The organism is Streptococcus tangpeifui (genome assembly GCF_011038795.1).
Lineage (GTDB): Bacteria > Bacillota > Bacilli > Lactobacillales > Streptococcaceae > Streptococcus > Streptococcus tangpeifui.
Window position 1 is genome coordinate 104,130 of the sequence record NZ_JAAKDU010000001.1, and the last position, 17,873, is coordinate 122,002.

Genomic DNA, 17,873 nt, shown 5'->3' on the forward strand with positions numbered 1-17,873 from the left:
TTTTGAGCCTTTATTCCGCTGCTTGCTCCCACTTTTTGGAGAGGTGGCGGGAATAACTAGAAATACTGAAGTTAATTAAGAAGTAAAGAGCGGTGATGGTAAGGTAGAGTGCGAAAATTTGGCTGGTTTCAAAATATTTCCCCATCAGGATCTGACTTTTTCCGAAGAGGTCTTGGAGAGCGATAACCGAGTAGAGAAAGCTGGTATCCTTAACAACGGTAACAAACTGAGAGATGATTGAAGGCAGCATTTTGCGGATAGCCTGTGGCAAAACGATAATTCGTAAGACCTGAAACTGAGTCAATCCTTGTGAAAGGCCAGCTTCTGTTTGCCCACGGTCAATGGCATTGAGTCCTCCGCGGATAATTTCTGCCAAGGCAGCCGAAGTGAAGATGGTAAAGGCTGTAATCCCTGCCGCTGTCGCTTGAAGTTGGAAAACCAAGAAAACGATAAAAATCCAGAGAAGATTAGGAACATTGCGGACAAATTCAATGTAGATGCTGGCAATCAGCTTTAAAGCAGTATTTTTACTATTACGCATGACAGCCAAAATCATCCCAAAGATAGTCGAGAGAACAATGATGATAAAGGCCAGATAAATGGTTGTCCAGAGACCTTGGGCGAGGAATTTTAAGTTGTAAGGTGCAAATAATTCAGACATAAGTTTTCCTCCTCCCTATAAATCATAAGCTTTCTTATTAGCTTCTTCAACATGCCTGCCCCAGGTGGCAACGGGAAAGCACACAATGAAATAAAGCAGGGCAGCTCCTGCAAAGGCAGGAATATAGTTAGTTGTTTCGTAGGCCCAAGCTTTGGCAGTAAACATGATATCTGCCCCTGAGATAATCGCTACTGTCGCTGTATTTTTAATTAAATTGACGACTTGGTTAATCATCGGTGGAATGATGATCCGAATGGCTTGAGGTAGGATAATCATAGACATGGTTTCGCGGTAGGTAAACCCTTGAGAGAGAGCAGCTTCGGTTTGTCCTCTAGGAATAGATTCAATTCCCGAGCGGATGACTTCGGACATATAAGCTCCGGTATAGACGCCGACACAGATCACAGAAGTCCAGAAAGCTGGGACCTTGATGGCTCCATTGGTTAAAATGGAGAGTCCGTAGTAGACAAAGACAAAGTGAACCAGCAGGGGTGTATTTTGGAAAAGTTCTACATAAACACGAGCGATGGCCTTGGCTAACTTGTTGCGAGATGAAGACATAGCTCCGAAGACTAAACCAAGGACTAGAGCTAGCAAGAGGGCGCAAATGGCCATGCCTAAGGTGTAAAAGAAGCCTTTAGCAAATTGGCCAAAGTTGGCAAAGTAATCGGCCCAGCGTGAAAGGGCGTAAGGACTAGTTGTTGTCGTTAAAATAAACATAGACTCAGAGCTCCTTTCTACTTATTGTCAGGGCTGGCAGGCTTGAGGTTATACTTCTTATACAGCTTTTGCAGACTACCATCTTTTTGCCACTGGTCTAAGAGACCGTTGATGTATTGGGTGACTTGACTGTTTGATTTTTTGCTGGCAATCCCGTATTCCATGGTGTCAAAACCTTGATCAAGGATCTTGTTGTTTTTGCTGACATAACCTGTCAGAATAGACTTATCAACAGAGAAGGCGTCAACTCGGTAAGCTCGCAAGGCTGTAGCCAATTCAGGGTAGCTTCCTAGCTGAACATACTTGAATTTAATGCCATTATCAGAAGCAAAGGTTTCTAGGGAAGCCTTGGTTGTAGATCCTTGAGCGACACCGATCGTTTTTCCGTCCAAATTTTTGGGATTCTTGATACCAGAAGCCTTGTTGACTAAAAAGCCAATTTCATCATAATAGTAAGGCTTTGAAATACTGAAGTTAGCCTGGCGTTGGTCATTGATTGTGTAAGTGGCAATCATGATGTCAGTTTGACCATTATCCAGCAGAGCTTCTCGAGTTTGAGCCGTAACAGCTGTATATTGGACCTTAACACCTAAAGTATCAGCGATTTTCTTGGCAAGATCCACTTCCATACCGGTGTATTTATCTTTTTTAGAATCATAGTAACCAAAATTAGGAACGTCTTGTTTAACACCGACTTTGAGAGCTCCTGAATTCTTAATTTTTTGTACTTGTGCTGGCAGTTTGCCTTGGGTGGCTGCCTGTGCTGAATTTCCCTTGAAAAGGGAAAAGCTTCCTAAAGCAAGTAGCAAGGTTGCCAGTATGAGGGGTATTTTTTTCATGTGTCATCCCTCCTTATTCAATAGAAACTTTTTCACTGGTATGGTTGATAATCTTAGAAAGAAACTGTTTGGCGCGCGGTTCTTTTGGATGATCAAAGAAACCGTCCACATCAGTAGTATCTTCTAAAATTTCGCCATCAGCCATAAAGATGATGCGGTCGGCTACACTGCGGGCAAAGCCCATTTCGTGGGTAACCACTACCATGTTCATCCCTTCCTTGGCCAAATTTTGCATGACAGCTAGAACATCCCCGATAGTTTCAGGGTCCAAGGCAGAGGTAGGTTCATCAAAGAGCAGGAGTTCAGGATTCATGGCTAGACCACGAGCGATAGCTACCCGTTGCTTTTGACCACCGGACAGCATGCCTGGGTAAGAATCCTTGCGATCCCACATGTTAACATAGGTCAAGTATTGTTCAGCAATTTTCTCTGCTTCTTTTTTATCCATGCCTAAAACGCGAATAGGAGCCAATGTCACATTTTCTAGCACGGTCATGTGAGGATAAAGGTTGAAATGCTGAAAAACCATGCCGACTTCCTTGCGCAACTGTACCAATTCCTTGTTAGACGCATGAGAAATTTCATGACCATTGACTTTGAGGCTGCCAGTTTCGATACTTTCCAAGGCATTCATAGTGCGAATGAGAGTTGATTTTCCTGAACCAGAAGGCCCTAGCAAGACAACGACTTGTCCCTTTTCAATTTCAAGATTGATATGACGAAGGGCGTGGTAGTTACCATAGTATTTTTCTACATTTTTATATTCGATAAGTGCCATAGATTCCTCCTTTGACGAAGACGTTAGCTGATTTGAATTCCGATGTCAGAAAACCTAACGTGGTATAAATTTTATCATAAGAAAGATTTCTTGTCAATATTTTCAGAAAATTTATACAGACTTGAAATAGACTTGTAAACCCTTAGTATTTCTATTATTTCATGACTTTTGTTATAATAAAGGATAAAATATCAATTAATTAGGAAAAAAGAGGTAAGAATGATGAAAAAGATTCTTGTTGTCGACGATGAAAAGCCGATTTCAGATATTATTAAATTTAATTTAATTAAAGAAGGTTATGAGGTTGTCACTGCTTTTGATGGTAAGGAAGCCCTTAAGCAGTTTGAAAATGAAAAGCCAGATTTGATTATTTTAGATTGGATGCTGCCAGAATTGGAAGGGCTCGAAGTGGCTAAGGAGATTCGCAAGGGCAGTCATGTACCGATTATCATGCTGTCGGCTAAGGACAGTGAATTTGATAAGGTTATCGGTCTGGAAATTGGTGCCGATGATTATGTCACTAAGCCATTTTCTAATCGTGAGCTTCTGGCTCGAATCAAGGCTCATTTGCGTCGAACTGAAACGATTGAAACGGCCGTCGCTGAGGAAAACAGTATTTCAGACAGTGAGCTCATTATTGGTGATTTGCAAATTGTTCCAGATGCCTTTGTTGCTAAAAAACGCGGTGAAGAATTGGAATTAACTCATCGTGAATTTGAGCTGCTCCATCATTTGGCGACTCATATCGGTCAAGTTATGACTCGGGAGCATTTATTAGAAACGGTCTGGGGTTATGATTATTTTGGTGATGTCAGAACTGTTGATGTTACCATCCGCCGTCTCCGTGAAAAAATTGAGGATACCCCAAGCCGACCAGAATATATTTTAACCCGTCGTGGCGTTGGTTATTATATGAAATCTTATGAATAATAATCCTGTTGTTGAAAATCTTAATACCTTTGAATTAGCCCTACTTATTCTCTTGGCTTTGGTTGCCCTTTACTTTATTTATCAGGCAGTTCGAGAATACCGCAATGCTAAGACTATTCGGGCGATCAGTCAAAAGGTGACCAGTTTGATTGCTGGTGATTACACAGAAGATCTCCATTTAAAGGGCGACTCTGAGTTAATTGAGTTGGGGACCAACTTGAATGACCTGTCGGATGTCCTCCATCTGACCCATGAAAACCTTTCGCAGGAACGCAACCGTCTAGCTTCTGTCCTCTCCTATATGAGCGATGGAGTTTTGGCGACCAATCGAGTTGGAAAGATTACCATGATTAATGATACAGCCCGTAAACAGCTGAATCTGACCCGAGAAGAAGCTCTTGAGATGAATATCATGGATCTGATTGATTCGGATGACTATGATTATCGCGATTTAATTACTCAGACCCCAGAGGTGACTCTTTATCGCCGCAATGAATACGATGAATTTATCACCTTGCGGGTTAATTTTGCTCTCAACCGAAGGGAGAGTGGCTTTATCTCTGGTTTGGTTGCTGTTTTGCATGATACAACTGAGCAGGAAAAGGAGGAACGAGAGCGCCGTCTCTTTGTCTCGACCGTCAGTCATGAACTGCGGACCCCTTTGACTTCGGTTAAATCCTATTTAGAGGCTCTCAATGAAGGAGCTCTTAATGAAGATGTAGCCCCTAGTTTTATTCAGGTTTCGCTGGATGAGACTAACCGGATGATGCGGATGATTTCTGACCTCTTGCAGTTGTCGCGGATTGATAATGATACCAGCCATTTAGAAGTTGAAATGACTAATTTTACAGCTTTCATCACGGTTATTCTCAATCGTTTTGACCAAATTAAGAGTCAGCAGGATTCCGATAAGGATTATGAAATTATTCGTAACTATCCGCTCAATCCAATCTGGGTTGAAATTGATACTGATAAAATGACTCAAGTGCTGGATAATATTCTCAATAATGCTATCAAATACTCGCCTGATGGCGGTGAGATTACAGTTTCAATGACTACTACGGATACTCAGTTAATCATTTCGATCTCCGATCAAGGGCTGGGTATTCCTAAGAAGGACCTGCCTTTGATTTTCGATCGCTTCTATCGTGTAGATAAAGCACGCAGTCGGGCTCAAGGTGGTACCGGTCTGGGCTTGGCTATTGCCAAGGAAATTATTAAGCAACATCATGGCTTTATTTGGGCTAAGAGTGAATATGGTCAGGGTTCGACCTTTACCATTGTTCTCCCTTATGATAAGGAGCCCGACGACTTTGAGGATGAATGGGAGGAAGATGAGTCAGTCGATGACCAATAAAGGTTTTAAATATAGTATTTTAGCATCGGGTTCCTCAGGGAACTCCTTTTACTTGGAAACTCCCAAGAAGAAGCTCTTGATTGATGCAGGCCTTTCAGGAAAGAAGATTACCAGTCTTCTGGCTGAAATTGACCGTAAACCTGAAGATTTGGATGCTATATTAGTTACCCATGAGCATAAAGACCATATCCACGGTGTTGGTGTTTTGGCTCGAAAGTATGGACTGCCTATCTATGCTAATAAAAAAACTTGGCAGACCATGGATGCTCACAATATGATTGGTAAGATTGACCCAGAGCAGAAACATATTTTTGAGCGGGGTAAGGTCGTGACCTTTGGCGATATTGATATTGAGAGTTTTGGTGTCAGTCATGATGCCGTTGATCCTCAATTCTACCGCTTTATGAAAGACGACAAGAGTTTTGTTATGCTGACAGATACGGGTTATGTCAGTGATCGGATGGCAGCTCTGATTGAAAATGCGGATGGTTATCTGATTGAGTCCAATCACGATATCGAAATCCTACGCTCAGGTGCCTATCCTTGGAGTCTTAAACAGCGAATCTTATCGGATAAGGGTCACCTCTCTAATGAGGATGGCTCTGAAACCATGATTCGCACCATTGGCAATCGGACCAAGAAGATTTATCTGGGCCATCTCAGTAAGGAGAATAATATCAAGGAATTGGCCCACATGACTATGGAAAACAACCTGATTCAGGCTGATTTTGGTGTTGGTCATGACTTTAAAATCTTAGATACCTCGCCGGATGAGGCTACCCCGCTGACGGATATATAAAAACTACAGGCACTAATAAACAAAAAAACGGAGCTGGTTCTACCTAGCTCCGTTTTTTAGCAAGAGAGCCATTCTTACCGAACAGCTCCTTTTGATTTAGTCTTAATATTTAGACCAAGTTTTTGGGATAAAGAGGAGGAGAACCGGATAGATTTCCAGACGTCCGGCAATCATGGCTAGAGACATGAGAAACTTAGCCCAGGGACTGAAAATGGCGAAGGTATCCGCAGTTCCCAGCATTGGACCAATATTGTTGAAAGTGGAGGCGACAGCACTAACAACAATGATAAAATCATTATTGTCCAAACTAATTAATAAAATCAGTCCTATGAAAATCATAGCATAGACAGTCAGATACTTGAGAATACCGTGCTGAGTAGCCTTATCCAGCGGGCTATGGTTGATATGGAGGGACATGACCCGATTGGGGTAAAGGGTTTTTAGAATTTGATTTTTGGTAATCTTGCTGACAATCAATGAACGCATAACCTTGAAACCACCGGCTGTAGAACCAGCAGATCCCCCAATAATCATCAGCACTAAAAGGATAACCTGAGAAAAAAGGGGCCACTTGGTTAGGTCGGTAATGCCAAAGCCGGTCGTGGTGATAACATTGGAAACTTCAAAGAAGGAGTAGCGCAAACTTTGAGCCCAAGAGCCATACAGGTGGAAAATATTGAGGAAGATCAGTCCTGTAGCTATGGCTACAATGCTTAGGTAGGTTCGCAGTTCTTCATCACCAAAGAAAATCTTGAACTTCCGAATCAAGAGGAAGTAGTAGAGATTAAAATTCACTCCGAAAATCAAGGTTCCAATGGAAACGATAACTGTAATCAGGCTGCTGTGGTAGTGAGCAATGCTATCGTTATAGACAGCGAAGCCTCCAGTGCCGGCACCGCCCATAGCAGTAATGACACTATCGTAAAAGGGCATACCGCAAGACCAAAGAATGACTGCAAAAATAGCAAACATTCCCAAGTAGATAATGTAGAGAATTTGAGCGGTGTTCTTAAGTTTGGAGACTACTTTACCAAAGACGGGGCCAGGAACTTCTGCTCGCATGACTTCCAAGTGAGCATTTTTAGAATTTTCCATAATTGCCAAAGCAAAGACCAATACTCCCATCCCCCCGATTAAATGAGTGAAACTCCGCCAAAAGAGCAGGGCATGGGAGAGGACGCTGACATCGGGCAAGATAGTAGCGCCAGTCGTTGTAAAACCTGAACTGACTTCAAAGAAGGCATCCACTAGGCTGGGAATTTGACCGGAAAAGACAAAGGGCAGCGCTCCGAAGAAGGACCAGAGAATCCAACAGAGGGCGACAATCAACATCCCTTCCTTCGTATAAATACGATAGTTTTTGGGTTTAAAGGCAGAGCCTGTCAAGCCCAGCAGACCAAGAATTCCCATCGTAGTCAGTAGGCTGGCAAATACCTGCCAATCCTCATGGTAGATGAGAGCGACAAACAAGGGAACAGTCAGCAGACCGGCTTCAATCAGTAATAATTTCGCTAGGAGGTAGCGGACCATAGAACGATTCATTCAGGCCACCTCATTTCAAAAGATCGTAAATATCAGTGATATTAGTCAGCAGGGTTACCACGACGATTTTATCACCGACCTCATAAGTATCCTGTCCGGTTGGAAACAGCGGTTTGCCCTTACGGATGATAGCAGCCACCAAGACTCCTTTTTTGAGTTGCACATCAGCCAGATGCTTACCGGCGATTTTATTCTTTTCACGGATTTCGAACTGGAGAGTTTCGATCTTACCATTAGCAATATGGTGGACAGCATCCAAACTTGACGATTCTTGAGCATTGACCCGGCCGCGGATGAAATGCATCATACTGTCGACCGCAATGGATTTTGGTGTAACAATGCTGGAAAATCCATCGGTGTCGATAATTTCCAAAAGGCTGGTTCGATTAACCTTGGTAATGTTTTTTTCAATTCCTAAGGTATCAAGAAACATGGAAGAGATGATATTTTCTTCATCGACCCCTGTCAGTGTAGCCACAGCATCGTAGTTTTCAACACCTTCTTCAACCAGAATATTTTTAGCGGTTCCGTCTCCCAAAACAATAGGGATTTCTGGAAATTCTTGGCTAAAGTATTGGCTACGCTTTTCAGTAATTTCAATGACCTTGAGCTTAATTTTGGTGTTGCGCAAGAGATTGAGCAGATAGTAGGTAATTCGTCCTGCTCCAATAATCATCATATTCTTGATGACCTTGCTTTTGACAAAATTGTGGAAGAGAATCATTTCGATGCGGTCGCCGGTCACGTAGATTTTGTCACCAGTGAGCAGCTGATCATCTCCGTCAGGAATAATGACTTGGCCATCACGCTTGATGGCACAGACCAAGATATTACCAAATTTCCGGCGAAATTGATCGAGTGAAAGGTCGCAAAGCCTGCTCTTTTCAGTGATTTTGAATTCCATCAACATAATGCGGCCGTTGACAAAGTGTTCAACCGATAGAGCTCCTGGAAAATCAACACTGTTGGCAATGTAACGGGCTGCTAGAAGCTCAGGGTTGACCACCATGGAGAAGCCCAAGAAATTATTATCCTTAAAATAGGCATTGGAATATTCCGGATTACGGACCCGAACGATGGTTTCCTTGGCCCCCATTTTTTTAGCTAAGACGGCCGAAATCATATTGACTTCGTCTTGGTCGGAAATAGCAACAAAAATATCACAGTGCTGGACATCAGCTTGCTCCAGAATTTTATAGTTGGCACCATTGCCAACGATTCCCATAATATCTAAGCGTCTGCTAACACGCCCCAAGACCTCTTCCTTTTCTTCAATTAAGGTCACATCATGCTTTTCTTCGACTAGAGAACGACAAAGGGCGGTACCGACTTTACCACCGCCGACAACAATAATTTTCATTGCTTTTCCTTATATGTTAATCTATGGACCGAATTTTTATAAGCCTTAATGTTTTTTAAGCATGGGCTTACATTCATTGCATTTGTGCGATGCTTAGCTGAGATAAAAATCGGTTCTTTAGCTTTTTAAAATAGCCCAAAAAGGCTTAAGCTAATATATTATCTTACTCTTTTTTTGTAGAAAAATCACCCCTTTTTTTAAAATAATAAATCTTGAAATAAGATTGAAATGAACTAGTTTTAGGACTGTAAAGAAGAATTTTCTGAAACTAGTGTAAGAGTCATCCTTTTTGTAATATTTTAAAATTTTTATTTAGTAAGTGTTGACTTCTAGCTATAGAGTGTTATACTAAACTGTAGAGAATCGTTGATTTAAATCAAACCTGTTATGATTTAAGTTAATGAGCCACCACCAACCATGCTGTTTGCTGAGCTTGACTCCGGGCAGCGTGGTTATTTTTTTGTAAGTTGTGAAAAAATGAAATGGTAATGAAAAATCGGGAAAAATCTTGTGAGGTAGTTATGGTCGTTCAGCCCTTCATTCAGGAAAACTATCATGAGACCAAAGGTCGCAATCATGTGGTTCTCTTTCAGCCGCAAATTCCAGCTAATACGGGTAATATTGCTCGTACTTGTGCAGCTACTAACAGCCCCTTGCATATTATTAAGCCTATGGGCTTTCCTATCGATGATCGTAAGATGAAGCGAGCAGGTCTGGATTATTGGGATAAGTTGGATATTAGTTTCTACGATAGCCTAGAGGAGTTTCTAGCTCAATGTCAAGGGGCTGTCCATCTGGTGTCAAAGTTTGCTGAAAGCACTTACTCTGATATCGATTATGCAGATGATCAGGATCATTATTTCATCTTTGGGCGAGAGGACAAAGGCTTGCCAGAGGACTTTATGCGAAAGAATAGTGAGAAAGCTATGCGGATTCCTATGAATGATCAGCATGTTCGTAGTCTCAATCTTTCTAACACTGTCTGCATGATTGTCTATGAAGCCTTGCGGCAGCAGAATTTCAGCCATCTGGATTTAGTTCATACCTACGAAAATGACAAATTGAAATAAGATAAGTGATCACTAGTGTTCAAATGAGAATTTGAACAAGGTTATCTGCTTCAGAATCGATTCATTTCTAAATTGGTTAGCAAAAATTTCGGACTTAGCGGTCCGAGATTTTTTGTTTTAGTTTATGATAATGGGGATAATTAAAAGTCCCTTACCCATAAAGTAATAGTTCGTTTGATAAAGTAGGTAAGATAAAAAAACGATTCTAGTCTCCTTTTGTCAAAGAGATGATGGCTTAATGAGTGGTTCTTAGATGGGGACCAGTTTAACTTGAGAATGGGACAGTCCCTTATGAAGAAATACACTCATAAGGGACTGTCCCAGATGTTTCTTTAATTCTTGAATGACAATTTTCGTAGGTAATATTTCTTCCAAAACCATAAAGTTAAATTCAAAATTAAAAGTATGGCTTGTTTCGCTTTTGTGTCAGAGGTGTTTTACCTTATTTGAAAAAATTTTATAGGCTAGACAATACTTGACCAGATTAAGTAAGTTTTTAAGATTTATAATCTTGCTTTTGTCGGCCTTTTTTGTTATGCTTAGAATGTCTTCAGGGCAGGGTGAAATTCCCGACCGGCGGTGACGGCTTCCAAAGAAGCAGAAGTCCGCGAACCTTACGAGGTTGATGTGGTGGAACTCCACAACCGACAGTACAGTCTGGAAGGGAGGAGACAAGTTTTTTGTGCTACAAAGGAACTCTAAGGTAGCTGGGCTCATCTAAGGGCTAAGGTACCTAGATCTTTTGTTCTAAAATGACTTAGCCTCCTTCAATTTGGAAAAAATTGGAGGAATTTTTTATGTCAACATCTATCAAATCGACGCGTCGTTTGGCCTATATTGCCATTCTTTCGGCGGTGTCCTTCTTACTCATGTATTTTAGCTTTCCGCTGATTCCAGGGGCTAGCTTTTTGCTGGTTGATTTTTCAATTTTACCAGTGCTTCTAGCACTTGCTATCTTTGACCTCAAGAGTGCTTTTGCAGTTCTAACTTTCCGCACTTTGTTAAAATTGCTTTTAAATAACGGAGGTATTGGTACCTTGATTGGTTTGCCAATGAACTATATTGCTCTCAGTCTCTTTATAGCAACGCTGGGGCTGACATGGAAAAAAAAGCAGACACTTAAATCTTATTGTCTGGGAGCTGGTTTGGGGACACTAGGTTTAACGGCTGCCATGATTATTCTAAATTATATTTATGCAGCTCCTCTCTATGCTAAGTTTGCTAATTTTGATATTAAGGCTATTTTGGGAATGGCGAACTACCTTTTTGCCATGGTCCTTCCTTTTAATCTCATTGAAGGGGTAATTTTTGCAGTCAGCTTTTATTTACTCTACTTGGCCATCAGACCGCTCATAGCAAAATTATAGACCCTGTGTTATAATATCTTTATGCATAATCGACAAAAATATTTTATTCGAGCTAGCTTTGCAGCCCTGCTCTTTGTTATTTTAGGTTATATCGTTAAGTTTGACCCTCGTTCCCTGCAAGGGTTCGATAAGTCTATTCAATCTGCTGTTCGAGGGGATTTACCGGCTCTTCTGACAGCCTTCTTTAGGACTATAACGCATTCTTCAAGCTTACTGATTATATTTGTAGTGATTGTTGGTTTTATGATTGGCAGGAAATGGTATATAGAAACTGGTTTTTTGACTCTGCTGGGGATCATTGATTTTGTCTTAGTAGTAATTTTAAAAAATCTTTATCAGCGCCCTCGTCCATCAATTCGGCATCTGGTAGTAGAAACAGGGTATTCTTTTCCCAGTGCGCATTCTCTAGTATTGATGCTGATCGTTGGTGGTATGATTATTATCGCCCGTCAGCGGATTAAACAAAAAGTTATTCGTTACCTTGTAGAATTTTTGTTAGGATTAGTTATCTTTCTTATCGGTCTGTCGAGGATTTATCTGGGAGTACATTATCCAACGGATGTTCTTGCCAGTTTTATCCTAGGCTACGGTGTTTTAAATTTAGTCTATCCATTCTACGATGAGCTTCGCTTTGAGTGGCGCTTCAAAAATAAACAAAAGTGAGGGAAGATCTTCGGATCTTCTCTTTTGTATCCTTAATTTTCCCAGCCGTATTGACGAGTTCAGTCTTTTGTATTAAGATGGTTTCATACATCATATTACATTTCAGCTTTATAAAGAGGTAGAATATTGAAACGAATTTTATCAACGTGGAATCGCACCAGCTTATTGAAACGAATTGCCATTGGTGTTGTCTGTGGTGCTGTTCTTGGTTTGGTCCTTCCCAAGCTTACCATCATTGGTCTCCTAGGAAAATTGTTTGTTGGTGCTTTGAAGGCTATTGCCCCTCTTTTGGTCTTTGCCCTAGTAGCTAACGCTCTATCACAAACGCGTGAAGGACAAAAATCCAATATGACCACTGTTATCGGTCTCTATATGTTTGGTACCTTTGCAGCTGCTCTGACTGCTGTTATCTCTCATTATCTTTTTCCCATTAAATTGACTCTATCTGGTGCAGCGACAAAGGCAGCTTCAAGCCTTTCTCAATCACCTAAAGGGGTGGGAGCTGTCTTTCAGGCTTTGCTTTTGAAGATGGTCGATAATCCTATCCACGCTCTAGTTGAAGCTAACTATATCGGAGTTTTGGTTTGGGCAGTTGTCTTTGGTTTTGCCATGCGGACAGCCAGTCAGCATACCAAGGAATTGCTTAATACGATTGCTGAGGTAACTTCACAGATTGTTCGCTGGATTATTAATCTAGCTCCTTTTGGAATTCTTGGTTTGGTTTTTACAACCATTTCAGAGAATGGGATTAGTGTTCTTTCCAGGTATGGTATTTTAATCCTTGTCCTAGTGGGTACGATGGCCTTTGTTGCTTTAGTAGTCAATCCAATCATTGCTGTTATCATGATGCGTCGCAATCCTTATCCCTTGGTTTTACGTTGCTTGAGAGAATCTGGTGTGACGGCCTTCTTTACTCGCTCATCGGCTGCCAATATTCCGGTCAACATGAAGCTTTGTGAGGACCTTGGCTTGGATCCAGATACTTATTCGGTATCTATTCCTTTGGGGTCCACGATCAATATGGCTGGGGCCGCTGTCACCATCAATGTTTTGACTTTGGCAGCGACTTCAACTCTGGGGATTCATGTAGATTTTGCGACAGCTCTGATTCTGAGTGTAGTGGCTGCTATTTCAGCATGTGGGGCATCTGGGGTAGCCGGAGGTTCATTGCTTTTAATTCCAGTTGCCTGCAGCTTGTTTGGAATTGATAATGATACAGCCATGCAGGTGGTTGGAGCTGGATTTATCGTTGGTGTTATTCAAGATTCCTGTGAGACTGCTCTCAATTCATCAACCGATGTTCTCTTTACTGCAGTTGCTGAACTGTCAGCCTGGGGGAGAGAAAAATCGACTAATAAATCAGTTAAACTTTAGCTATAACAAAAGGGCTCTGACTATCCATGGTCGGAGCTCTTTGCTTAGATGAGGTTGCTTTGAAATTAGCTAACCTGCTGAGAGATTATTATAACTGGTTATAGAAAAAATCTAAGCTGAAGAGCTGGTCAAATATGCTATAATGAAGGGCAACAAGAATGAAAAGAAGGACATCTATGGCAAATAATTTATTGGTCTTACAATCAGATTTTGGTCTCGTTGACGGAGCTGTTTCGGCTATGGTTGGGGTTGCTTTGCAAGAAGCTGGTGATTTGAAAATTCACCACCTGACTCATGATATTACCCCCTATAATATTTTTGAGGGTTCCTACCGTCTCTTTCAGACAGTAGAATACTGGCCTGAAGGGACGACCTTTGTTTCTGTGGTCGACCCAGGTGTTGGGTCTGACCGCAAAAGTGTCGTTGCTCTGACAGAGAAAAATCAGTATATTGTTACACCTGATAATGGGACTTTGTCTTATATAAAAAAACATATTGGCATCAAGGCTGTTCGTGAAATTTCTGAACTGAAAAATCGTCGTGAAAATACGGAACTTTCCTACACCTTCCACGGTCGGGATGTCTATGCCTATACGGGCGCTAAATTAGCTTCGGGCCACCTTGCTTTTGAGGATGTTGGGCCAGAATTTTCGGTTGAGGGAATTGTTGAACTGCCGGTTGTTAAGACTGTGCTTGAGAAGAATCTGATTCGTGGAGCAGTTGATATCTTAGATGTCAGGTTTGGATCGCTTTGGACTTCCATCAGAAATGACGAGTTCAACACTCTGAATCCTCAATTTGGTGACCGCTTTGAGGTAACTATTTTTAATAATGATATGTTGGTATACCAAAATCAGGTCACCTATGGGAAATCATTTGCAGATGTGCGGATAGGACAACCGATTATTTATATTAATTCACTGTATCGTGTTGGGCTGGCCATTAATCAGGGGTCTTTTGCCAAGGCCTACAATGTTGGTGTTGGTCCCCAGTGGCGTATTGAAATCAAAAAGATTTAACTGGAGGAGATCTTTATGACAAATAATTCTATTAAAACTGTTGTAGCAACAGGAATTGGTGCCGCTCTTTTCGTAATCATTGGTATGTTTATCAATATTCCGATTTTTGGGAATACTAGTATCCAGTTGCAATATGCGGTGCAAGCCCTCTTTTCGGTTATTTTTGGACCTGTAGCGGGCTTTTTCATCGGTTTTATTGGCCATGCCTTAAAGGATGGGATTCAATATGGTAATATCTCCTGGGCCTGGGTTTTGGCCAGCGGTCTGATTGGTTTAGGTATTGGTCTTTTCCGCCGCTTCTATGATGTCAGTAAAGGGAAATTTGCTCTTAAAGAATTGATTGGGTTCAATTTGGTTCAGATCATTACCGTTTATATCGCTTACGGGCTCATTTGCCCACTTGGCGACCGCTTGATGTATAAACAGGCTTGGTCCTATCTCTTTGCTCAGGGATTTATTGCTGGGACAGCTAATGTTCTGACTATTGCAATCGGAGGCACTATACTGTTAACAGTTTATGCTAAGACCCGAGTTCAGTCGGGAAGCCTTTCAAAAGATTAATTATGAAGCCATTTATTGAATTTAAGGATTTTTCTTTTAAATATGATGCCCAAAAGGAGCCAACATTAAAGTCACTTAACCTGACTATTGAAAAGGGGCAAAAGGTCCTGATTATCGGTCCGTCTGGCTGTGGAAAATCAACTCTGGCTCAGACCATCAATGGCATTATTCCTAATACTTATCAGGGTGAAAGTACTGGCAGTTTGATGATTAATGGTCAACCCGCTTTTCACACGTCCATTTATGAAAAATCCCACTTGGTCAGCACGGTCTTGCAGGACACTGATGGTCAATTTATCGGTCTGTCCGTGGCAGAAGATTTGGCCTTTGCTTTAGAGAATGACTGCTGTCAGCAGGCAGAAATGGTTCACACGGTCCATAGCTGGGCAGACAAGTTAGAACTTTTGGATTTACTGGATCATCGTCCACAAGATTTATCCGGTGGTCAGAAGCAGCGGGTCAGTTTGGCAGGGGTACTGATTGATGAGAGCCCGATTTTGCTTTTTGATGAGCCGTTAGCCAATTTGGATCCTAAATCTGGTCAGGATACCATTGCCCTTATTGACCAACTTCATCAGGAGACTGGTGCGACGACCTTAATTATTGAGCACCGTTTAGAAGATGTCCTTTATCGCTCGGTGGACAAGGTCGTTGTGCTGAACGATGGTCAGGTACTTTTTGAAGGGACTCCGGATCAACTTTTAGCCTCAGAAATTCTGGCTGAGAATGGCATTCGTGAGCCTCTTTACATCACGGTTTTACGTCAGTTAGGACTGGATGTGGCAAGTTTATCGTCTCTTTCAGATTTAGAGAATATGAATCTTCCTCAGATTGATTTTGCCGGACAAGGGATTAGTCGGTCTAGTCAGCCTAAGGAGCCTCTTTTAAGTGTTAATCAGCTTAGTTTTGGCTATAGATTCAATTATCCTATATTGAAAGCAATCCACCTAGACCTAGCAAGAGGAGAACGCATTGCTCTTGTTGGTAAAAATGGTGCTGGAAAGTCCACCTTAGCCAAAGCTTTGACCAAATTTGTTGAAGCTGATGGTGAATTTCTTTGGCAGGGACAGGATATTTCGAATGATTCGATCAAGGAAAGGGCCAGCCGAATTGGTTATGTCCTGCAAAATCCTAATCAGATGATTAGTCAGACCATGATTTTTGATGAAGTTGCTAAGGGATTGCGTCTGCGGGGACTTGGGGAAAAAGCAGTAGAGGAAAAAGTTTTTGCCAGTTTAAAAACTTGTGGGCTTTATGAGTTTCGTCAGTGGCCGATTTCAGCCTTATCTTATGGACAGAAGAAGCGAGTTACTATTGCTTCTATTCTAGTTTTAGAACCGGAAATTATTCTGTTGGATGAACCAACGGCTGGTCAGGATATGCAGCATTATACTGAAATCATGGATTTTCTGGATGAGCTCAATCAAGCTGGGCAAACGATTGTCATGATTACCCATGATATGCAATTGATGCTGGATTATTCAGACCGCTGTTTGGTGATAGCAGATGGAAAGATTTTGGCTGATAAATCTCCTATAGAAGTTCTCTCGGATCGAGATCTGTTACGGAAGGCTAACTTGAAGGAAACCAGCATCTTTCGGTTGGCTGATAAGCTAGGACTGGATCCTCTGGCTTTGAGTCAGTTTTACCGTCACAGGAAGGAGGAGCTTACTGGTGGCAAATAAATTTATTGGTTATCGTCAAGGCCAGGGTTTTCTCTACCAGCTATCTGGTAGCAGCAAGATGATTTTCTTCATTCTAGTCTCCATTGCCTGCATGGCTACTTATGATACTCGCTTTATTTTGATGCTTGGCGTTTGTGCTGTATTTCTCTTTCGTTGGGCTAAGATTAAATGGGCAGATATTTCTTTTGCTATGACAGTAGTTTTTTTGATTGCCTTGTTTAATTTACTCATGGTCTACCTTTTTGCTCCGTCCTATGGGGAGGAAATCTATGGGGCTAAAACGCTATTATTTGCCGGCTGGGGACGATTCTATGTTACCAGTCAGGAGCTTTTTTACCTTTTTAATCTGATTCTTAAATATTTTTGCACAGTTCCCTTGGCGATTCTCTTCTTAATGACTACCCATCCCAGTCAGTTTGCTGCCAGTCTCAATCGAATTGGTCTGCCTTATAAATTGGCCTATTCTGTTAGTCTAGCTTTGCGCTATATCCCCGATGTTCAAGAGGAATTCGGTATGATTAAGTTGTCACAAGAAGCGCGTGGCTTGGAATTGTCTAGGAAGGCCAATCTAGTCAGTCGGATTAAAGGCAATTTACAGATTGTCATTCCTTTGATTTTCGGTTCTTTAGAGCGGATTGATACCATAGCGACAGCAATGGAATTGCGGCGTTTTGGAAAGTATAAGAAGCGGACTTGGTATCAGGCTCAGCCGATGACTGGAAAAGATTGGTGGGTTCTAGTTTTAGCTTTTATTATTTTGCTTTGCAGTCTAGCTTTAATATTTTGGAATCATGGGCGGTTTTATAATCCTTGGACTTAATCGATTTATACTCATTAAAAGCAAAGGTTGATTCTGCCTTTGTCGTTAGGATTGGTGATGGTTAATAACGCCTTAAGAAGTATTTGTAGCTATATTAGTCTATTTTATCGTTTGTAGGAAGAGTCTGGGACAAACCGCGATGATTGTTGTGCAATCACCCACAAAGCATTGTAATCCCTGAAGATTACGTATAAAAAGTCCAAACTCGTTAGCATTATTCTAGATTTACCAAATTGACGCAGTGGTTGATTGCGGTACTTATGTCGGGCGCATTCCTATTTTCAGGTGCCCCCTTAAACAGTCACTGGACTGTTTAACTACCATGCAA

At 41.5% G+C, this 17,873-nt stretch carries 17 protein-coding genes and 1 riboswitch; of the genes, 11 read left to right on the plus strand and 6 right to left on the minus strand.

The window, feature by feature from the left end:
* Nucleotides 1-10: 10 nt before the first annotated feature.
* From G7Y32_RS00485 to G7Y32_RS00500, 4 genes are read right to left on the minus strand one after another with little or no spacing between them, the layout of a single operon-like run.
* Nucleotides 11-661: an amino acid ABC transporter permease gene (locus G7Y32_RS00485; protein WP_165209141.1), complete on the minus strand. Its 651-nt coding sequence runs from the start codon at nucleotides 659-661 to the stop codon at nucleotides 11-13.
* A 15-nt stretch (nucleotides 662-676) separates the two neighbouring features.
* Nucleotides 677-1,381, minus strand: coding sequence for an amino acid ABC transporter permease (locus G7Y32_RS00490; RefSeq protein WP_165209144.1), 705 nt, complete (start codon nucleotides 1,379-1,381; stop codon nucleotides 677-679).
* A gap of 17 nt (nucleotides 1,382-1,398) precedes the next feature.
* Nucleotides 1,399-2,220, minus strand: a complete 822-nt coding sequence (locus tag G7Y32_RS00495; protein WP_165209147.1) for a transporter substrate-binding domain-containing protein — start codon at nucleotides 2,218-2,220, stop codon at nucleotides 1,399-1,401.
* A 13-nt stretch (nucleotides 2,221-2,233) separates the two neighbouring features.
* A complete protein-coding gene (locus G7Y32_RS00500) occupies nucleotides 2,234-2,998 on the minus strand; it encodes an amino acid ABC transporter ATP-binding protein (protein WP_165209150.1) in 765 nt (254 codons plus the stop codon).
* A 222-nt stretch (nucleotides 2,999-3,220) separates the two neighbouring features.
* On the opposite strand from G7Y32_RS00500, the gene yycF reads away from it, so the two are divergent.
* From yycF to G7Y32_RS00515, 3 genes are read left to right on the plus strand one after another with little or no spacing between them, the layout of a single operon-like run.
* On the plus strand, nucleotides 3,221-3,928 hold the full coding sequence (gene yycF / locus G7Y32_RS00505) for a response regulator YycF (RefSeq protein ID WP_165209779.1): 708 nt from the start codon (nucleotides 3,221-3,223) through the stop codon (nucleotides 3,926-3,928).
* On the plus strand, nucleotides 3,921-5,285 hold the full coding sequence (gene vicK, locus G7Y32_RS00510) for a cell wall metabolism sensor histidine kinase VicK (RefSeq protein WP_165209153.1): 1,365 nt from the start codon (nucleotides 3,921-3,923) through the stop codon (nucleotides 5,283-5,285). The genes yycF and vicK overlap by 8 nt, the downstream gene beginning before the upstream one ends.
* Complete coding sequence (locus G7Y32_RS00515) at nucleotides 5,275-6,084, plus strand: MBL fold metallo-hydrolase (protein WP_165209776.1); 810 nt, start codon at nucleotides 5,275-5,277, stop codon at nucleotides 6,082-6,084. Before vicK ends, G7Y32_RS00515 begins: the two co-directional genes overlap by 11 nt.
* A gap of 102 nt (nucleotides 6,085-6,186) precedes the next feature.
* Here the strand turns inward: G7Y32_RS00515 and G7Y32_RS00520 are convergent, their stop codons facing one another.
* A complete protein-coding gene (locus G7Y32_RS00520) occupies nucleotides 6,187-7,626 on the minus strand; it encodes a TrkH family potassium uptake protein (RefSeq protein ID WP_165209156.1) in 1,440 nt (479 codons plus the stop codon).
* Nucleotides 7,627-7,636: 10 nt separating this feature from the next.
* Nucleotides 7,637-8,986, minus strand: a complete 1,350-nt coding sequence (gene trkA, locus G7Y32_RS00525) for a Trk system potassium transporter TrkA (protein WP_004225985.1) — start codon at nucleotides 8,984-8,986, stop codon at nucleotides 7,637-7,639.
* A gap of 521 nt (nucleotides 8,987-9,507) precedes the next feature.
* On the opposite strand from trkA, the gene G7Y32_RS00530 reads away from it, so the two are divergent.
* The 8 genes from G7Y32_RS00530 to G7Y32_RS00565 all read left to right on the plus strand — a co-directional run bounded on the left by G7Y32_RS00530 (nucleotide 9,508) and on the right by G7Y32_RS00565 (nucleotide 17,545).
* The gene (locus tag G7Y32_RS00530) at nucleotides 9,508-10,056 is read left to right on the plus strand and encodes a tRNA (cytidine(34)-2'-O)-methyltransferase (protein ID WP_165209782.1); all 549 of its coding nucleotides are present in this window, start codon (nucleotides 9,508-9,510) and stop codon (nucleotides 10,054-10,056) included.
* Between the two features lie 542 nt (nucleotides 10,057-10,598).
* Nucleotides 10,599-10,733: riboswitch (FMN riboswitch) on the plus strand.
* Between the two features lie 120 nt (nucleotides 10,734-10,853).
* Nucleotides 10,854-11,423, plus strand: coding sequence for an ECF transporter S component (locus tag G7Y32_RS00535; RefSeq protein WP_165209159.1), 570 nt, complete (start codon nucleotides 10,854-10,856; stop codon nucleotides 11,421-11,423).
* 21 nt (nucleotides 11,424-11,444) lie between these two features.
* On the plus strand, nucleotides 11,445-12,086 hold the full coding sequence (locus tag G7Y32_RS00540; protein ID WP_165209162.1) for a phosphatase PAP2 family protein: 642 nt from the start codon (nucleotides 11,445-11,447) through the stop codon (nucleotides 12,084-12,086).
* A 126-nt stretch (nucleotides 12,087-12,212) separates the two neighbouring features.
* Nucleotides 12,213-13,460 carry a serine/threonine transporter SstT gene (sstT, locus tag G7Y32_RS00545; RefSeq protein ID WP_004227231.1) on the plus strand — a complete coding sequence of 416 codons (1,248 nt, stop codon included), beginning with the start codon at nucleotides 12,213-12,215 and terminating at the stop codon, nucleotides 13,458-13,460.
* Nucleotides 13,461-13,636: 176 nt separating this feature from the next.
* Nucleotides 13,637-14,479 carry an SAM hydrolase/SAM-dependent halogenase family protein gene (locus G7Y32_RS00550; RefSeq protein ID WP_165209164.1) on the plus strand — a complete coding sequence of 281 codons (843 nt, stop codon included), beginning with the start codon at nucleotides 13,637-13,639 and terminating at the stop codon, nucleotides 14,477-14,479.
* Between the two features lie 15 nt (nucleotides 14,480-14,494).
* Nucleotides 14,495-15,040 (plus strand): ECF-type riboflavin transporter substrate-binding protein, encoded by a 546-nt coding sequence (locus tag G7Y32_RS00555; RefSeq protein WP_004229605.1) that lies wholly within the window; start codon nucleotides 14,495-14,497, stop codon nucleotides 15,038-15,040.
* Nucleotides 15,041-15,042: 2 nt separating this feature from the next.
* On the plus strand, nucleotides 15,043-16,725 hold the full coding sequence (locus tag G7Y32_RS00560; protein ID WP_165209167.1) for an ABC transporter ATP-binding protein: 1,683 nt from the start codon (nucleotides 15,043-15,045) through the stop codon (nucleotides 16,723-16,725).
* Nucleotides 16,715-17,545, plus strand: coding sequence for an energy-coupling factor transporter transmembrane component T family protein (locus G7Y32_RS00565; RefSeq protein WP_165209170.1), 831 nt, complete (start codon nucleotides 16,715-16,717; stop codon nucleotides 17,543-17,545). Before G7Y32_RS00560 ends, G7Y32_RS00565 begins: the two co-directional genes overlap by 11 nt.
* The last annotated feature ends 328 nt before the right edge of the window (nucleotides 17,546-17,873 follow it).

What these genes read in the sequence shown, in the direction of transcription:
- G7Y32_RS00535 (WP_165209159.1), top strand. Translation starts at nt 10,854, where the DNA reads ATGTCAACATCTATCAAATCGACGCGTCGTTTGGCCTATATTGCCATT.
- G7Y32_RS00515 (WP_165209776.1), top strand. Translation starts at nt 5,275, where the DNA reads ATGACCAATAAAGGTTTTAAATATAGTATTTTAGCATCGGGTTCCTCA.
- trkA (WP_004225985.1), bottom strand. Translation starts at nt 8,986, where the DNA reads ATGAAAATTATTGTTGTCGGCGGTGGTAAAGTCGGTACCGCCCTTTGT.
- G7Y32_RS00550 (WP_165209164.1), top strand. Translation starts at nt 13,637, where the DNA reads ATGGCAAATAATTTATTGGTCTTACAATCAGATTTTGGTCTCGTTGAC.
- vicK (WP_165209153.1), top strand. Translation starts at nt 3,921, where the DNA reads ATGAATAATAATCCTGTTGTTGAAAATCTTAATACCTTTGAATTAGCC.
- G7Y32_RS00520 (WP_165209156.1), bottom strand. Translation starts at nt 7,626, where the DNA reads ATGAATCGTTCTATGGTCCGCTACCTCCTAGCGAAATTATTACTGATT.
- G7Y32_RS00560 (WP_165209167.1), top strand. Translation starts at nt 15,043, where the DNA reads ATGAAGCCATTTATTGAATTTAAGGATTTTTCTTTTAAATATGATGCC.
- yycF (WP_165209779.1), top strand. Translation starts at nt 3,221, where the DNA reads ATGAAAAAGATTCTTGTTGTCGACGATGAAAAGCCGATTTCAGATATT.
- G7Y32_RS00485 (WP_165209141.1), bottom strand. Translation starts at nt 661, where the DNA reads ATGTCTGAATTATTTGCACCTTACAACTTAAAATTCCTCGCCCAAGGT.
- G7Y32_RS00555 (WP_004229605.1), top strand. Translation starts at nt 14,495, where the DNA reads ATGACAAATAATTCTATTAAAACTGTTGTAGCAACAGGAATTGGTGCC.
- G7Y32_RS00490 (WP_165209144.1), bottom strand. Translation starts at nt 1,381, where the DNA reads ATGTTTATTTTAACGACAACAACTAGTCCTTACGCCCTTTCACGCTGG.
- G7Y32_RS00500 (WP_165209150.1), bottom strand. Translation starts at nt 2,998, where the DNA reads ATGGCACTTATCGAATATAAAAATGTAGAAAAATACTATGGTAACTAC.
- G7Y32_RS00530 (WP_165209782.1), top strand. Translation starts at nt 9,508, where the DNA reads ATGGTCGTTCAGCCCTTCATTCAGGAAAACTATCATGAGACCAAAGGT.
- G7Y32_RS00540 (WP_165209162.1), top strand. Translation starts at nt 11,445, where the DNA reads ATGCATAATCGACAAAAATATTTTATTCGAGCTAGCTTTGCAGCCCTG.
- G7Y32_RS00495 (WP_165209147.1), bottom strand. Translation starts at nt 2,220, where the DNA reads ATGAAAAAAATACCCCTCATACTGGCAACCTTGCTACTTGCTTTAGGA.